The 16,408-nt window shown below is 65.4% G+C and carries 13 protein-coding genes; 4 read left to right on the top strand and 9 right to left on the bottom strand.

From position 1 onward, the window contains the following. The first annotated feature begins 332 nt into the window (after nt 1-332). The 4 genes from Q6A48_RS22460 (at nt 333) to Q6A48_RS22445 (ending at nt 2,422) form a co-directional block, all read left to right on the top strand. Entirely contained in the window at nt 333-629 is a 297-nt protein-coding gene (locus Q6A48_RS22460; protein ID WP_304556596.1) for a DUF5629 family protein, read from the top strand. Beyond that, complete coding sequence (locus tag Q6A48_RS22455; RefSeq protein WP_304556595.1) at nt 616-1,791, top strand: lactonase family protein; 1,176 nt, start codon at nt 616-618, stop codon at nt 1,789-1,791. Before Q6A48_RS22460 ends, Q6A48_RS22455 begins: the two co-directional genes overlap by 14 nt. A 156-nt stretch (nt 1,792-1,947) precedes the next feature. Then, on the top strand, nt 1,948-2,127 hold the full coding sequence (locus Q6A48_RS22450; protein ID WP_304556594.1) for a hypothetical protein: 180 nt from the start codon (nt 1,948-1,950) through the stop codon (nt 2,125-2,127). 169 nt (nt 2,128-2,296) lie between these two features. Beyond that, complete coding sequence (locus Q6A48_RS22445; RefSeq protein ID WP_304556593.1) at nt 2,297-2,422, top strand: hypothetical protein; 126 nt, start codon at nt 2,297-2,299, stop codon at nt 2,420-2,422. Nucleotides 2,423-2,587: 165 nt separating this feature from the next. Here Q6A48_RS22445 and Q6A48_RS22440 read toward each other — a convergent pair whose 3' ends face one another. The 9 genes from Q6A48_RS22440 to Q6A48_RS22400 form a co-directional block, all read right to left on the bottom strand. Beyond that, complete coding sequence (locus Q6A48_RS22440) at nt 2,588-3,190, bottom strand: glutathione S-transferase (protein WP_304556592.1); 603 nt, start codon at nt 3,188-3,190, stop codon at nt 2,588-2,590. Continuing rightward, a complete protein-coding gene (locus Q6A48_RS22435) occupies nt 3,187-6,828 on the bottom strand; it encodes an AAA family ATPase (protein ID WP_304556591.1) in 3,642 nt (1,213 codons plus the stop codon). Before Q6A48_RS22435 ends, Q6A48_RS22440 begins: the two co-directional genes overlap by 4 nt. Continuing rightward, on the bottom strand, nt 6,825-8,069 hold the full coding sequence (locus Q6A48_RS22430) for an exonuclease SbcCD subunit D C-terminal domain-containing protein (protein ID WP_304556590.1): 1,245 nt from the start codon (nt 8,067-8,069) through the stop codon (nt 6,825-6,827). The genes Q6A48_RS22435 and Q6A48_RS22430 overlap by 4 nt, the downstream gene beginning before the upstream one ends. 294 nt (nt 8,070-8,363) lie before the next feature. After that, a complete protein-coding gene (locus Q6A48_RS22425) occupies nt 8,364-10,001 on the bottom strand; it encodes a BatD family protein (RefSeq protein ID WP_304556588.1) in 1,638 nt (545 codons plus the stop codon). Then, on the bottom strand, nt 9,998-11,734 hold the full coding sequence (locus Q6A48_RS22420; RefSeq protein ID WP_304556586.1) for a tetratricopeptide repeat protein: 1,737 nt from the start codon (nt 11,732-11,734) through the stop codon (nt 9,998-10,000). Before Q6A48_RS22420 ends, Q6A48_RS22425 begins: the two co-directional genes overlap by 4 nt. After that, nucleotides 11,731-12,810 carry a vWA domain-containing protein gene (locus Q6A48_RS22415; protein ID WP_304556585.1) on the bottom strand — a complete coding sequence of 360 codons (1,080 nt, stop codon included), beginning with the start codon at nt 12,808-12,810 and terminating at the stop codon, nt 11,731-11,733. Before Q6A48_RS22415 ends, Q6A48_RS22420 begins: the two co-directional genes overlap by 4 nt. Beyond that, nucleotides 12,803-13,297 (bottom strand): DUF4381 domain-containing protein, encoded by a 495-nt coding sequence (locus Q6A48_RS22410; RefSeq protein WP_304556584.1) that lies wholly within the window; start codon nt 13,295-13,297, stop codon nt 12,803-12,805. The genes Q6A48_RS22415 and Q6A48_RS22410 overlap by 8 nt, the downstream gene beginning before the upstream one ends. Next, entirely contained in the window at nt 13,294-14,238 is a 945-nt protein-coding gene (locus Q6A48_RS22405) for a DUF58 domain-containing protein (protein WP_304556583.1), read from the bottom strand. The genes Q6A48_RS22410 and Q6A48_RS22405 overlap by 4 nt, the downstream gene beginning before the upstream one ends. A 9-nt stretch (nt 14,239-14,247) precedes the next feature. Continuing rightward, the gene (locus tag Q6A48_RS22400) at nt 14,248-15,207 is read right to left on the bottom strand and encodes an AAA family ATPase (RefSeq protein ID WP_042732320.1); all 960 of its coding nucleotides are present in this window, start codon (nt 15,205-15,207) and stop codon (nt 14,248-14,250) included. Nucleotides 15,208-16,408 lie beyond the last annotated feature (1,201 nt).

Here is a 16,408-nt window from a genome sequence, read left to right as displayed (position 1 = left end):
AAGCGCTTTCGAACCTTATGGCCCAAGGCCCTCCCACAGTTGGATTTTCAGCGAACACAAGTTTTGTATTCACAAGACATCCACTGTGGGAGCGAGCTTGCTCGCGATGGCGATCTTCCAGTCGAAAGCGCTTTCGAACCTTATGGCCCAAGGCCCTCCCACAGTTGGATTTTCAGCGAACACAAGTTTTGTATTCACAAGACATCCACTGTGGGAGCGAGCTTGCTCGCGATGGCGATCTTCCAGTCGAAAACGCTTTCGAACCCTATGGCCCAAGGCCCACGCCCACATTGGGTTATCATGGCAACTTTCCCAACGACCGACTGATCGCCATGACTGCCGTAACCGACACCCTGCTGCACGCCCTCGAGACCTGCGACATGCTGATCATCGACGGGCTGCATGCATTCGATTTTTCCCTCGACGAGCAGGACCAGTTGCACGTCGAGTGCATGAACGGCCGCACCCTCGAGCATTGGCGCTTCACGCCGGCGCAGATGCAGGCGGCGACCTACGACAAGGCCCTGAAACACTGGACCATCACCAGCGATTCGGGCGACCACTTCCTGGAATGCGTGGAAGCGACCAGCGGCCACGACGATGAGGACGACGAACATGAAGATGCGTAGTCTCTGGCCGCTGTTGATGGCCGGCAGCGTGGGAGCCATGGGCGTCCAGGCCGCGACCGATGAACTTCATCCGCTGCTGGTGGGCTCCTACACCGCCGGCCAGAGCCAAGGCATCTATCGCCTGCGGTTCGACAGCCGCACCGGTCAGCTCGACGCCAAGCCCTTGCAGGTGATCAAGACCGACAACCCGTCCTGGTTGACCCTGTCACCGGACATGACCCGGCTGTTCGCGGTCAACGAAAACGGGCCGGGGCAGAAGGACCCGGTGGGCAAGGTCAGCAGCTACGCCATCGACCCCAAGACCCACGCGCTGACGCTGATCAACCAGGTGCAATCCCTGGGCAGCGAACCGACCCATTCCAGCCTCAGCGGCGATGGCCGGCATTTGCTGGTGAGCAACTATTCGGTGCTGGAAGACCCGGGCGGCACCCTGGCGGTGCTGCCGGTGGCGGCCGATGGCAAGCTGGCACCGGTGGTGCAGTTGAGCAGCCATCAGCCGAGCCGGGTCAACCCCGAGCGGCAGATGTCGGCCCACGTCCATTCGGCGGTGTCCTCGCCCGACGGCAAGTACGTGTTCGCCAACGACCTGGGGGCGGACAAGGTGTTCATCTACCACTACGACCCCAAGGCCAATCCCGAGCTGCCGTTGACGGCGGCGGACCCGGCCTTCGTGCAACTGCCGCCCGGCAGTGGCCCACGGCACCTGCTGTTCAGCGCCGATGGCAAGCACGCCTGGCTGACCATGGAAATGACCGCGCAAGTGGCGGTGTTCGATTACCAGGACGGGCGCCTCACCCAGCGGCAACTGGTGGACCTGGCGGCCGGCAAGCCCCAGGCGGGCAAGGCGGCGGCCGGGCTGCATGCGTCCAGGGACGGCAAGTTCCTCTACGTCAGCAATCGTGGCACCACCAACGAAGTGCTGGTGTTCGCCATCGATCCGGTCGCGGGAACGCTCAAGGAGCTGCAACGACGCTCCGTGGAGGGCGACCATCCCCGTGAGTTCAGCCTCGACCCGAGCGAGAAATTCCTGCTGGTCGCCAACCAGAAGAGCAACCAGATCGTAGTGATCGAGCGTGATGCCAAGACCGGCCTGCTGGGTAAAACCGTGCAGAAACTGGCGATGGATGCCCCGAGCGACCTCAAGTTCATCCTGCGGCAATAGACCGCAGGCCCCGTTTTTCGGGGCCTGCGCGGTTGTATCAACGAGACTGATATTCGCTAGTAGCGCAAAGCATTTCAAAGCGGGACGCCTCGGCGCGTAAGTTTGCTTCACGGCCCAACCGGGCAGACAAGCCAACTCAATCCGAGGACTACCGCCATGAACCTTAATCTCTTCTCCGTCATCGCCGCTTCCGCCATCTCCGCCACCGTCGCGCTGCCTGCCAGTGCCAGTGTCGAAATCGGCGAGAAAAGAAACCACACCCAGAGCTACACCCAGAAATACCTGCAACAGAGCGCCAACTTCTACGCCGCGCTGGATCACAAGACCCAACACTGAGCGACCCGCTACCACTGAAGCCTGCGATCTTTTCGTCTTGCCCAAAGAGAAAAGATCGCAGGCTTCGTCGTTTCCAGGGTTTGTCGGAAATCCTGCTGTAATATCACTTGGCCATGTGTTTAAATTTGACGCGGATTAATTGACTCCTTGGCCGATAAGGATCGACACCATGGCGATGCGTCTGGCAGTGATGATGCTGTTCCTCTATTCCACCCCGATCGTCTCCGCTGCCCAACCGGTTCCCGGCGAACTGGAAGTGGCGCGTGAGCGATTGTTGAGTTTGCTGAGCGACTGAGGGATTCGATGACAGGGCTGCATGGCGCTTGTGGCGAGGGGATTTATCCCCGTTGGGCAGCGTAGCGGCCCTCCTGGATACACCTGACGCTTCGAGTGCTCAGGTTCAGGGCCGCTTCGCGCCCCAGCGGGGATAAATCCCCTCGCCACAGGGGAATGCATGCAGTTACTTGGCCATGATCGCCACGAACAGCTCCGATTCCAGCCACCGCCGCAGCCAGTCCTGTAGCCGAGGGTAGGGCGCCTGGGCGAACCATTCGCGATCGACGTGGGCGAACTGGCGCACGAACGGCATCAGCGCCACGTCGGCCAGGCTTGGGTGCGTCGCGGCCAGGAAGGGCCGGGTGTCGAGCAATGCCTCCAGGCGGCGCAGGAACACTTCGCCTTCGCTGCGGTACGCCTGCGCTGGTCTTTCAGGGTGGCGTTCGGGGTACTTGTAGCGATTGAGGTGAAGCTTGAAGACCTGGTCGTTCTCCTCGATCAACGCCGCCGTCAGCGCCTGGCCTCCGGGATTGCCCGACAGCCGCCAGTCCCGGGGATCGTGCCGGGCCAGGGCCCAGGCCATGATCTCCAGGCTCTCGTCGATCACCCGGCCATCGACATGCAACACCGGCACCGTGCCCTTGCTGGACAGGGCGAGCATCTGCGGCGGCTTGGCCTTCAGGCTGACTTCGACGATCTCCAGTTCCACCGCGGCGTAGCGCAGGGCCATGCGCGCCCGCATCGCGTAGGGGCAGCGCCGGAAGGAATACAGCGTGGCGTGGCTCATTTCACCTCCACGGTGCTCAAGCCGTTGCCCTGGCGACGCACCTGGATCTGCACCGGGATCCGCTCGTGCATTTCCTGCACGTGGGAAATCACCGCGACCTTGCGGCCTTGGGCCTGCAAGCCGTCCAACGCGTCCATCGCCAGTTGCAGGGACTCGGGGTCGAGGCTGCCGAAGCCCTCGTCGATGAACAGCGATTCGATTTTCAGCGTACTCGACGCCATCGACGCCAGGCCCAGGGCGAGGGCCAGGGACACCAGGAAGGTCTCGCCGCCGGACAGCGAATGCACCGAGCGCAGTTCATCGCCCATTTCCGTGTCCATCACCAGCAATCCGAGCATGCTGCCGCCACGCTTGAGCCGATAGCGCCGCACCAGTTGCCGTAGCTGGGCGTTGGCGTGGTGCACCAGCAGGTCGAGGTTGTACGCCTGGGCCAGCTTGCGGAAGCGGTCGCCGGTGGCCGAGCCGATCAGCGCATCCAGGCGCGCCCAGCGCTGGTACTCGGCATAGGCCTGTTCGATCTGCTGCGCCAGGGCCTGGTTGGCGTTCTGGCGGCGCTGGTCCTCGGCCTGCTCGGCGCGCAGTTCGGCGCAGCGCTGCTCGCTGGTGGCGAATTGGCCTTGGACTTCGGCCAAGGCCTCGGCCAACTGCTCGGGCAGCAGGTTGCCGTTATGCTGGGCCTGATGATTGTGCAAGCGCTGTTCGCGTTCGGTGAGCAGCACGCGGGCCTGTTCGATGGCCTTTTCGCTGTTGAGCAAGCGTTGGCGCAATTGGCTGACACCTTGTTCGTCCAGTGCCAGCAAGGCCTCCAGCGCCGCGTTGTCCAACTCCGGATGGGAGGCGCGCCATTGGCCGATTCCGGCGACCAGCGCCTGGTGCTCGGTCTCCAGCGCTTGCGCCTGTTCCTGCCGGGCCTTGAGTTCGGCGGCCGATTGCACCAGGGCGTTGCGCAAATCCTGCAGTTGTTGACTGGCCGCGGCCTCGCCAGCGCGAGCCTGCTCCAGGGCCTGGTCAATTTGTTGCTGCCACTGTTCGGCGCTGGCGTGGTCGCCCAGCAGTTGCGCCAGCCTCTGTTGGCAAGCCTGCTGCTGCTCGACCAGGGCCTTGAACTGCTGTTGCGCCGACTCCCATTGCTGCACGCGCGTCTGCTGGCGGTCCTGTTCTTTCTCCAGGGTCTGCTGGCGCTTGAGCTGTTCATCGAGCTCGTCGCGCTGCTGGTCCAATTGTTCGAGGCGCTGGGCGATCTGCTGGTCGAGTTGCAGGAACGTCGCGGCGGGCTCGGTGCGCAAGGCGTGCAGGGTGTCAGCCGGCAACAGGGCGCTGAAGTGGCCGAGTTCGTCATCCAGGCGCTGGCGATCACGGGCCAGTTCCTGTTGCTGGTTGCTCAGTTGCTGGGAAGCCTGCTGGCTGGCCGTTTCGGCCTGGCGCAGTTGCTGCGCCAGGCGCGCGGCGTCCTGTTGCAGGGTGAGCAGGGCGCCTTGCCGTTGCTCGTCCTGCTGGATGAGTTGGTTCAACTGGCTGTCTTGCTGGGCCAGCCAGGCGTCGCGGCGGTCCGGATCCTGGGCCAGCAGTTGCGCCGACAGCGGATGGGCCTCCAGGCTGGGGGCCAGGCCTTGCTGTTGGCTGGCCAGCTGTTCCTGCTGCTGCTTGAGTTCCTTGAGTTGGGCGATGACGCCGCTGTACTGCGTGCGCAGTTCGATGACTTTTTCATTGAGGGTATCGACGGCCTTGCGGGCGTTAGCTTCCTCGTTTTCATCGTGACGCCCGAGGCTTTGCAGCAACGCCTCGGGTTGATGGTAGGGATGCTCGACGCTGCCGCACACCGGGCAGGGCTGGTCGTCCTGCAACTGCGCGCGCAGTTGTTCGACACTCTCGCTGCGGGCCAGGCGCTGGCGCTCCAGCAGTTCACGGGTCACGGTCAGGGCCTGCTCGGCCAGCGCCAGCTCGGCCTTCGCTTCGCTGCCTTCGCGCACCAGGCGGTCGCGGGCCTGCAACGCCAGTTGCTGGCGTTGTTCGAGATCGGCGCCGCGCTTGTCCAGGTCCCGCTGGCTGGCCCACAGCCGCGCCAGTTCCTCGAACGCCCGCAGTTGCTTGCGGTTGTCTTGCAACAAGTTGCCAAGCAGCTGGATCTGTTCGGCGACGGCTTCCGGTTCGGCGCCGGCTTCCTGGTAGAGCACGTCGAGCGACTGGCGCAGTGAGGCCAACGCCTGCGCGGCAGCCGTCGCCTGTTGCTCCAGCGCGGCGAGTTCGGCCTGGCCCTGGTTCAGGCGATTGCCGATCAGCATCAGTTGCTGGAGGCGATCGCGGTAGGCATTCCAGGCATCGCTGAGCGGCGCCAGGTGGACACTTCGCTCGAGCTCGCCGGCGATGCGTTGCAGGCGCTCGGCCACCTGCCGTTGCTGGCCGAGCAGCGTCTCGAGGGTGGCCTGGCCTTCGGTACAGGCCCGTTGCGCCTGTTCCTGGCGCTGTGCGCCTTGGCTGGCCTCGGTGGCGAGGCGGGCCAGGGTGCTTTGTTCTTCAAAGGCCTGGCGCAGCAACGGCGCCGTGTCGCTGCTTTGTTGCCGGGCGAGGACCAGGGCCTGTTGCGCATCGACGAGCCCTTTCTCCAGGACCGACTGCTGCCCTTGCAGGTCGATTTGCTGTTGGCTGAGTTGCCGGACCTGCGATGCCAGGGGGCCCAGTTGTCGACCCAGTTCCGCCTGGCGGATGAATTGATGGCGCTGCGGGGCCAGTTGTTCCAGGCGTGTGAGCTTCAGGCGTTCACCGGCCAAGGCGTTCCAGTCGGCCTCGGCCTGGCGCAGTTGCTCGGCGGCGTGGGCGTGCTCGTCCTGTAGCTGGCGCAGGTCCTTGAGCCAGGTGTGTTGTTGCTCCAGTTGCTTGAGTTGGGCTTGCTGGGCCTTGAGTTGCTGCTGGGCTTCGTTGAAGCGCTGGTCCAGTTCGGCCCGGGCCTCGGGTGCCAGGGGAGTGACGCCGGTGGCCTGGTCCTGCAGTTGCCGATGGGCTTCCTTGGCCAGCTTGGCCTTGTCGAAGGCCCGGCGTCCCAGGCGGGTGTACAAGGCGGTGTCGGTGAGTTTTTCCAGCAGCTCGCTGCGGTCGTTGTCATCGGCCTTGAGAAAGGCACTGAACTCGCTCTGGGCCAACAGCACGGCACGGGTGAACTGCTCGAAATTCAGGCCCAGGACGGCTTCGAGCCGGGCCTTGTATTCGCCTTTCTGGCTGGCCAGCAGTTGGTCGTTGTCCAGGTCCCGCAGGCTCTGGCGGCTGGCTTGAAGTTTGCCGCCGGCCTTTTCCCGGGCGCGATTGGCTTCCCAGCGGGCGCGATAGCGGCGCCCGTCGATGCCGCGAAAATCCACCTCGGCGTAGCCCTCGCCGGTGCCACGGCGCAGCAGGGTGCGCGGGTCGCCGGTGGCGATTTCGCCGTCGGCGTCCGGCACCTTGGCATCGCGTCCGGTGTTGTTCAGGCGCGGCACCGCACCGAACAGCGCCAGGCACAGGGCATCGAGCAAGGTGCTCTTGCCCGCGCCCGTGGGGCCGGTGATGGCGAACAGGCCAGCGCTGGCCAGCGGTTCGGCGGTGAAGTCGATTTCGAAAGGCCCGGCCAGGGACGCCAGGTTCTTCAGGCGGATCGCGAGGATCTTCATGGCTGCTCGTCCTCCAGCTGTACGTCTTGCAAGAGCAGGGCAAAATCCTTGAGGGTCTGTTCGTCCGCTTCGCTGCCATAGGTGTCCTGCCAGGCGCGGCTGAACAGTTCCTCGGGGCTCAGTTGATCCAGTTCGATCAGCGTGGCGTCCTCATCGGCGCGGCCACTGCCGCCGGTGCCGGCGTACTCGGCGGCGATCCGCACCAGGCGCACGGCTTTGCCTTGCAGCGCGGCTTCCACTTGGTGGCGCAGGTCCGGTTGCGGTTCGTCGAGGCGCACCCGCACTTCCAGCCAGGGTTGGCGCTGGACGTCGGCCAGCAAGTCGATGTCGGGCAGCCCCTTGAGCTGCACCAGGATGTCGGCCAGTGGCGCCGGGCCCAACCGTTGCAGGTTGACGGCCCGGGGGATCAGCCGGGGCTCGACCTTGACCAGGGCTTCGCCGTCCAGGGTGATGTCGAGAATCTGGTGCTGGTAGCCGATCTCCGAGAAGGACAACGGGATCGGCGAACCGCTGTAGCGGATGCGTTCTTCGCCGTTGACCTTCTGCGGCTTGTGCAGATGGCCGAGGGCGACGTAGCTGATGCTCGGGCCGAACAGGCTGGCGGGCAGGGCTTCGGCATTGCCGATGATCAGGCTGCGCTCGGAGTCCTCGGACACCGAGCCGCCGGCCATGTGCGCATGGCTGACGGCGATCAGCGCCTGGCCTTTCTTGCGCTTGGCGTTGGCGGCGGCGATCAGCCATTCATGGACCTGGCCGATGCCCCGCAGGTAATCGTCGCCCAGGTGCGCGCCGGTGACCTCGGCGGGCCGCAGGAACGGCAGGGCCAGGCACCACGCCTTGACCTTGCCCTTGGCGTCGGGCAGCGGCAGGAGCAGGCGCTCGACGTCCAGTTGGCCGTCATCCAGCCACAGCACGCGGCCCAGGGCATGGGTGCGCAGGCGCCGCATCAGGGGCGCGGGCAGCTCGATGCGCGAGCCGGAATCGTGGTTGCCGGCGATCATCACGATGGTCAGGTTGGCGTTCTGCTCGTGCGCACTGACGATGAAGTCGTACAGCCGCTCCTGGGCTTTGACCGGTGGGTTGACGGTGTCGAAGATGTCGCCGGCGACCAGCAGCACATCGGGTTTTTCGCTGGCCAACTGACGCAGTAGCCAGTCGAGGAAACAGGCGTGTTCGAAGTCGCGTTCCTGACCGTGCAGGTTTTGCCCCAGGTGCCAGTCGGAGGTGTGAAACAGACGCAAGGTGAACTCCAGGAAACAGGTGATGGCCGCGGGTGAGGAGAAGGGCGGCTAAAAGAAGGGGAGTTTACTGGGAAACGGAGAAGAGGACTTGCTCGACTTGTTGCATCTACATGCGGGTGTATCAACAACGCAATTGTGGCGAGGGGATTTATCCCCGATGGGCTGCGCAGCGGCCCCCGAAGCAGACCACTCGATCTTCACGCGGTACCGAGATGGCAGCAACCGGGGCTGCTTCGCAGCCCGACGGGGATAAATCCCCTCGCCACAGGGGCGCGACTTCGGGTGAGCCAGTCGCTACTTCGGATAAAGCGGTGGCAAGCCGCTGTCGCCCAGCGGGTCCTGGGCGCGTTGGGCGGTGGGGATGGTGCGGATGGCTCGCCACAGGTCTTCGCCTTGCCAGTGTTGGCCGGTTTCGCTGTAGAGGGCGCCGTTGAGGCCGTCCAGGGCGTCGGACAGCGGTACGAAGCGCGCGGCCATCTCGGCCAGGGTTTCCGGTTGCTGGCGGGCCCAGGCGTCGAGGGCCTGGCGGGTGGCGTGGGGGTCGTTGGCCAGGCACGTGCGCTTGAGGTCATCCAGCAATGTGCGCGGGCTGGGCCCGGCCTGGGCCGACCGCAGCACAGCCGGTTGCGAGCGGGCCCGCCACCAGAGGCCGAAACCGAGCACGGTCGTGCAGGCCAGGATGAAGGTGCCCAGTTGCCAATACCACAGTGTTTCGCTGTCGACGGTGGTCACCACCTGGGGTATCCCCGCCGGCGTATCCACCATCAGGCTCGGGTTGTTCGCCACTTGCAGGGTGCGCGCCGGGAGGCTGGTGCGATCCAGGTGGTCCTCCAGGGTGTTCCACCAGACCACTTCCACGGGCGGCAGGTCGATGGTGCCGCTGCGATTGGGCACCAGCGCCTCGCGGTCCTCGCGGCTGCCCACCAGCCCGCGTTCGCTGCTCCGGCTGCTGAGTACCGGTTGGTCGGGGTAGCGCCGCAGGCCGTTGATCTCGGTGGCCGGCAGTGGCGGCAATTGGGCGCTGGCCAGGCCTTCGGCTTCGAGGGTCAGGCTGCGGGTCAGGGAGTCACCGACCTGGCTGTGGGTCGGCTCCGGGCTCCAGCTTTCGCTCAAGGACAGGCTGCGTGCCGGCAACCAGGGCACGTCCGCCGGGTAGCTGGCGGGCTTGGGATTGACCGTCAACACCAGTTGCTCGGAACTGACGTGCATCAACTGGCCCGGTTTCGGGCCCGCTGGCGCGGCGTCCTGGGCCACCGGTTCGACCAGGGTGGCACTGAAGGTCTGGGCCGGAATCGTCAGTTCGCCGCTGCGCTGCGGGTAGATGCCGTAGCGCAGCTCGATGACGCCATGGCGCACCTCGTTGATGACTTTTTCGTAGGTGCGCGATTCGCCCAGTTGTTCGGTGCGCGCGTCGGGAATGTGCAGCGGGGTCAGGCTGCTGTCATCGTACAGCGACACCGAATGGTAGATGCGCAGGGTCAGGATCGCCTGGGCCTGCACATAGACCTGGCTCTGGTCGAGGCTCGCCTCGATGAACACCGGGGCGAGGGTGCCGGACGCGTTGCGGGTCTCGCTTTCGATCACTTGCAAGGTGATCGGCTGGCTGCTCACTTCGCCCAGTTGCAACGGCGGAATGATCACGGTGCCGCTTTCGCGGGGCAGGAGGGTCACGATCCAGCGGGTGGTGGCGCGGTTCTCGCCGTCGAGGGTGGTCAACTGGTTGACCTGGCGGGTGCCGCGCACCTCGAACAGCGCCTGGAGCGGGCCCAGGTCGGGCTTGCCGAACAGCGTGGCGTCGTTGGATTCCAGGGTCAGTTCCACCGTCTCGCCAGAATTCAGCCGACTGCGGTCCACGCTGGCAGTCAGCTGTGCGGCCTGGGAGCCGGAAGCCCAGAGCAGCAAGACGAGGAAGTAGGCGGTGAAGCGGGTCATGGGTTTCTTCCCTGGGCCTGATGGCTTTGCTGTTCGTACCAGAATTTACGCCTGAGCAGTTCGCCCGGATTGTCCGGGATCTGGCGCAGCCACTGTTCCAGTGCCTGGCGCTGTTCCTCTTCATTGCGCTGCCCGGCGGCGGGGCGCAACGGCGGGGTGGTGGTCTGCTCGTCGGGCAGTTCGCTGCCGGGCACGTCCTGGGCGCCGGAGGGCGGAGCCGGGTGGGCCTGGGGTTGCTCCTGGGGCGTTGCCGTTTCAGTCGAAGGCTGCCCCGGTTCCGCGGACTGGGCGGTGGACGTCGCGTCCGGCGCTTGCTCGGCAGGTCCCGGTTGCTCCTTCTCTTGTGCCGGTTTCGGCGCTTGCGCCGATGCGGCCTGCTCGTTCAACAGACTCTGTACCAGCGCCTTGTTGGTCTGGGCGGGGCGCAGGTCCGGTTGCAACTCCAGCGCCTGCTCGTAGGCGTCCAGCGCCGCTTCCAGTTCGCCGCTGCGGGCCAGGGCGTTGCCCCGATTGTAGTGGGCGCGGGCGTCGGTGCCTTCCGCGAAGCGCCGGGCGGCTTCGCTGTAGTTGCCGGCTTCGTAGAGGGCCACGCCTTGCCATTGGTGGTCCTCGAAATGAGCGGCGGCCTCGGCCGGGCGCTTTTGCTTGAGCAAGTGCTGGCCTTGTTGGTCGGGGCGCAACCACAGGTTCTCGAATTCGAAGGCCTGGCCGGTCTGCGGCAACGCCAGCAGCAGCGGCAGGCAGAATAACCAGCCGCGCCGGCCCGCGCAGGCCGCCAGCAGCAACAGCGGCAGCAGCAGCCAATAGCCTTGGTCGGCCCAGGTGTCCAGGCGCAACAATTGGCCGTCCTCGCGCAGGTGCCGAGGGCCGTCCAGCAGGCCCAGGCCGCGCAGGTCGCTGTCGTCCAGGCGCGCCGGACGATAACGACCGTCCAGCTCGTTGGCGAAGGATTTGAGCCCGGGGCTGTCCAGGCGTGGCACCAGGATCGCACCCTGGGCATCCTTGAGGTAGCTGCCATCCTCCTGGGCCACCGGCGCGCCTTCCCGGGTGCCGATGCCGAGCATCAGCCATTGCGTGGGCGAACGGTCCAGGACCTGGTGGATGCCCAGGCGCTCCTGCTCGTTCAGCGACGAGGCGATCAGCAGGATCCGGCCGTGGCCGAGCTCGGCCTGGTTCAGCAGGGCCATGGCCTTGATCACCGCCAGGTCGGCGCGATGACCGCCCTGGGGCATGATCGAGGGCTTGAGGGCTTCGAGCAGGTTGGCGCTGGTGGCCAGGTCATCGGACAGTGGCACCAGCGTGTGGGCGCTGCCGGCATAGACGATGATCGCGGTCTGGGCGTCGCTGCGGTTGTGCAGCAGGTCCAGCACCTTGCGCCGGGCCTGCTCCAGGCGCGTGGGCGGCACGTCGGTGGCGAGCATTTCCGGGGTCAGCTCCAGCACCACCACCAGCGGGTCGGCAGGCTTCTGGCTGGCCTGTTCGACCCGGGCCCAACTCGGCCCCAGCAACGCCAGCACTGCCAACAGCCAGCCCAGGCCGAGGGCAATCCACGGCAGCCGGCTGTCGCGGCCCTTGCCGCCGCTGAGCAGCACCGAATGGAACGCGGTCGGCAGGATCATCTGCCAGCGGCCCACCCGTCGCTGCCGGTGCCACAATTGCCAGAGCAGCCAGCCCAGCAACGGCAGCAGCAGAATGAACAGGGGACGCAGCCAGTGTGGCCAGAGCGCAGTCATCGACGCCTCCGCAGGCGCAAGCGCTTGAGGCGCTGGCGCCATTCGGCATGTGGGGTCGACTGAAACAGCGGCTGGCTGAACAGGCGCTGCAAGGGATTGTCCGGCCAGCGTTCGCGGGCCACCAGCAACATGCTCAACAGCAGCGCAACGGCCAGGGGCCAATGGTAGAGCGCCAGGGCCGGGCGGGCCTGGGTCGGTTGCTGGGTCACCGGTTCGAGCTGGTCAAGGGTCGCCTTGATCGCCAGCATCTGTTCGCCGTCCTGGGCGCGGAAGTACTGGCCGCCGGTGGCCTGGGCGATTTCGCGCAGCGTTGCTTCGTCGAGGTCCAGGCTCGGGTTGACCCCGAGGAACCCGGCCGTGCCACTTTGCTCCGGGTCGGCGCCGATACCGATCGGATAGATCTTCACCCCTTCGTCGGCGGCCAGCCGGGCGGCGGTCAGCGGGTCGATTTCACCGCCGTTATTGGCGCCGTCGGTGACCAGGATCAGCACGCGACTGTGGGCCGGGCGCTGGCGCAGGCGCTTGAGGGCCAGGCCAATGGCGTCGCCAATGGCGGTGTTCTTGCCGGCGATGCCGATGCGCGCTTCGTCGAGCCAGCGGCGTACGGTGCGGCGGTCGAAGGTCAGCGGCGCCTGCAGATAGGCCTGGCTGCCGAACAGGATCAGGCCGACCCGGTCGCCTTCGCGGCTTTCGAGGAAATCCCCGAGCATGTGCTGGACCAGGGCGAGGCGGCTGACTTCTTCGTCCTTCCACTGCATGTCGGGAAAGTCCATGGAGCCCGAGACGTCCACCGCCACCAGCAGGTCGCGCCCGCTGGCCGCGATGGGCAACGGTTCGCCGAGCCATTGCGGGCGGGCGGCGGCGATCAGCAACAACAGCCAGAGCAGGATGAAGGGCGCTTGCTGGCGCCAGCTCGGCAGGTTCGTTCTGGCACGTCGCCCGACGAGGCCTTCGAGCTCGCCCAAAAAACTGACCTTGAGCGCCGGCTCGCCGCTGTCGGCCGCCGGCAGCGCCAGACGCATCAGCCACGGCAGCGGCAACAGCGCGAAGATCCACGGCCAGGCGAACTCAAACATGTTTGCGAATCCAGATGTCGACTGCCTGGGTCAGCCCGGCAATGGCTTTGTCGTCCAGCTTGCACTCGGGTTTGTAGGCCCCTTCGACCAGGACCATCCAACGGGTCAGGCCGGCGGCCGGGCAGCGGTTATCCAGGAAGGCCAGCCACTGGCGCCCGTTCAGGGTATGGCTCTGGCTGTAGGGGTAGTGGTTGCGACACAGACGCTTGAGCAACCCGTTGAGTTGCTGCAGCCAGGCCCCGGCCGGCGCACCGTCGTAGGGCTTGGGCAGCAGCGCAAGTTCGGCCAGGGCGGCCAGGCGCACCGGGTCCAGGGGTTGCTCGGCGCGGGTGACGGCGCGTTGGGCCGGGAGGAAGCGGCGCAATTGCCACAGCCCAAGGCCCAGCAACGGCAGCAGTACCAGCAGCAGCCACCAGCCCGGCGCAGGCGGCCAGAAACCGATCGGCGGCGGTGCCATCAGCGGCTGCAACTGGTCCAGGCTGCTCATCGGCTGATCCCGGCGCGCTTGGGATTCAGGTATTCGCGCAACTGCTCGACCAGGTCGCCCTGGGTGCTCAAGGGCATCATCAGGATCCGCAGTTTCTGTGCGAGCAATTCCCAGCGCGCCTGGCGGGCCTCGGCCTGGGCGCGATAGGCCTGGCGCAGTTCGACATTCAGGGTGTCGAGCTCCAGTTGCGCACCACGCTGGGCGAAACGCAGCAAGCCGGCGGCGGGCAGGGCGTGGTCCAGCGGGTCCGAGAGTGGCAGCAGCAACAGGTCGCAATGGCGCGACAGCAGGCTCAGTTGCTGCTCGGCGCTGTCCGACAGCGCCCGTTCGTCGCAGATCACGATCGCCAGGCTGCCCGGCCGCAGCACCTCCCGGGCCCGACGCAAGGCAATGCCGAACGAATCGCGGTCCGGCTCGCCTTCGGGGTGCAGCGACTGGTTGACCCGCACCAGGCGGTTGAGCAATTGCAGCAGGCTTTGCTTGCTGCGCCGGGGCTTGACTTCGTAGTGGGTGTTATTGCCGAACACCAGCCCGCCCACACGGTCGTTGTGGCCCAGCGCGGCCCAGCCGATCAGGCTGGCGGCCTGGGCCGCGAGCACCGACTTGAACAGCAGGCCCGAACCGAAGAACAGGCGGTGGCTCTGCTCGATCATGATGAAGATCGGCCGCTCGCGTTCTTCGTGGAACAGCTTGGTGTGGGGTTCCTGGGTCCGGGCGGTGACGCGCCAGTCAATGGTGCGCACATCGTCGCCGGCCTGGTAGACCCGCACCTGGTCGAAATCCACTCCACGTCCGCGCAGCTTGGAATGGTGCAGGCCGATCAGCGGGCTGCGCTGTCCAGGCGTCGAGAACAGCTGCACTTCGCGCACGCGATGACGCATCTCGATCAGCTCCGAAAGGCTGACGCGGATGCCCGGTGCGGGCGCCAGTGGGTTAGTCATGACCCATGCTCAAGCGACAGCGACGACGTCGAGGATCCGCTGCACGACCCGGTCCTGGTCGATACCGGCGGCTTCGGCTTCGAACGACAGGATGATGCGATGGCGCAGCACGTCGAACAGCACGGCCTGGATATCCTCCGGGCTGACAAAGTCGCGTCCGGCCAGCCAGGCGTGGGCGCGGGCGCAGCGGTCCAGGGCAATGGAACCCCGTGGGCTGGCGCCATAGGCGATCCACTCGGCCATTTCCGGATCGAACTTGGCCGGGTTGCGGGTGGCCATGATCAATTGCACCAGGTATTCCTCCACGGCGTCGGCCATGTACAAGCCGAGGATTTCCTTGCGTGCCGAGAAAATCGCCTGCTGGCTGACCCGACGCTCGGGCTTGGCTTCGCCATTGAGCGCTTCTCCCCGGGCCTGCTGCAGGATCCGCCGTTCCACCGTGGCATCCGGGAAGCCGATCTTGACGTGCATCAGGAAACGGTCGAGCTGGGCCTCGGGCAGCGGGTAGGTGCCTTCCTGCTCGATGGGGTTCTGCGTGGCCATGACCAGGAACAGCGGCGACAGCTCATAGGTGCTGCGCCCGACGCTGACCTGCCGCTCGGCCATGGCTTCGAGCAAGGCCGATTGGACCTTGGCCGGGGCACGGTTGATTTCGTCGGCGAGCACCAGGTTGTGGAAGATCGGCCCCTGCTGGAAGACGAAACTGCCGGTTTCCGGGCGATAGATCTCCGTGCCGGTGATGTCGGCGGGCAGCAGGTCGGGGGTGAACTGGATGCGATGGAACTGCGCTTCGATGCCTTCGGCCAACTCCTTGATGGCCTTGGTCTTGGCCAGCCCGGGCGCGCCTTCCACCAGCATGTGGCCGTCGGCGAGCAGGGCGATGAGCAGGCGCTCGATGAGTTTTTCCTGGCCGAGAATCTGCGTTGAAAGAAAGGTTCGCAGCGCCAGCAGCGCTTCACGATGTTCCATCGGTGACTGTTCCTGGAAAGGGTGGCCCAGGCGTTCGGATAACGTCGGGGCTGGGGGCGTTACTTTAATGCATGGCGGGGGGTGGCGACTAACGGGATTTTGATCAGGTGTGCGGATTTGTGATCGGTTTGGATTCATGGTGGGAGTGGGCTTGTTCGCGGAGGCGTCGGTACATCCCGCATCATCGTCTCAGGCAGAGCGCTATCGCGAGCAAGCTCGGCTCCCACAGATATCCGCGGTGAGCCCCCGATGCCATGAACGCTGGAGATCAGTGTGGGAGCTAGCTTGCTCGCGATGGCGGTTTTGGATTTGAGTGAATATCCATTGCTGCGGTAACGGCGGCTTAGGGTTCCGCTCTTACAGCGGGTCACTTTTGGCAGACGCCCCAAAAGTAACCAAAAGGTCTTTGCCCCACCACCGGGCACCTCGCCTACGGCGCGGTGTTCCCGAACGCCGGCATTGCTCCGTGGGCCCGCCGCGAAGGGCCATCCATGGCCCAGCGCGGCTATCCCGGCATCCATGCCGGGATGCCCACTACGCAATGCCGGCGTTCGGCCCTTGTGGTTAACGGGGCTTTAAGATCAAAAGCCAAAGCCAAAGCCAAAGCCAAAGCCAGGGTGGGCACTTATTCATGTGCGCACATAGAACCATTGTGGGAGCGAGCCTGCTCGCGAAGGCGGTGGCACATTCAGCATTGATGCAAGCCTGTCCACCGCCATCGCGAGCAAGCTCAGCTCCCACGGGGGATTGGTGGTGGATGTAATCCTGTTCCTGCAAAACCACATTGAAAAACTGTCCCGTTCGGTACGCGCGGCCTCCATTAGGCGAGTTCTGTAGGCGTTTTACCTCGTGCTAGTGGGGCTATTCCTAATGCGCTGAAAGGCTCGCATTGAGACCTATCCGGCGGATCTTCAGGTGCTTAGATTGGTTGTTCGCACCGGCCAGGAGGCAAAGCCTGAAAAATGATCGATGTTAAGTGTTCGGAGCAGGGCAGGTATTCGCGAATAACCCCTCGAACGGCATGCGGGCAGCGCTTGAAGGTCACGCTAGGGGAATACGCCATCCCGTGTGCGGGGTTCGCTGAAGTGCTTCGGGTCAGCCCGCAATGCCTGACGAACTGGTTCGCTCGTGGGGTGCCTCGGGTACGACTGCCACAGTTGGCGCGCCTGTTGAGCGTGAGTGAACAGTGGTTGGCGACCGG

The organism is Pseudomonas citrullilanati, from assembly GCF_030580855.1.
Taxonomy (GTDB): domain Bacteria; phylum Pseudomonadota; class Gammaproteobacteria; order Pseudomonadales; family Pseudomonadaceae; genus Aquipseudomonas; species Aquipseudomonas citrulli.
Note: the sequence above shows the minus strand (reverse complement) of the source record. Positions and strands in the feature narration are given on the sequence as shown.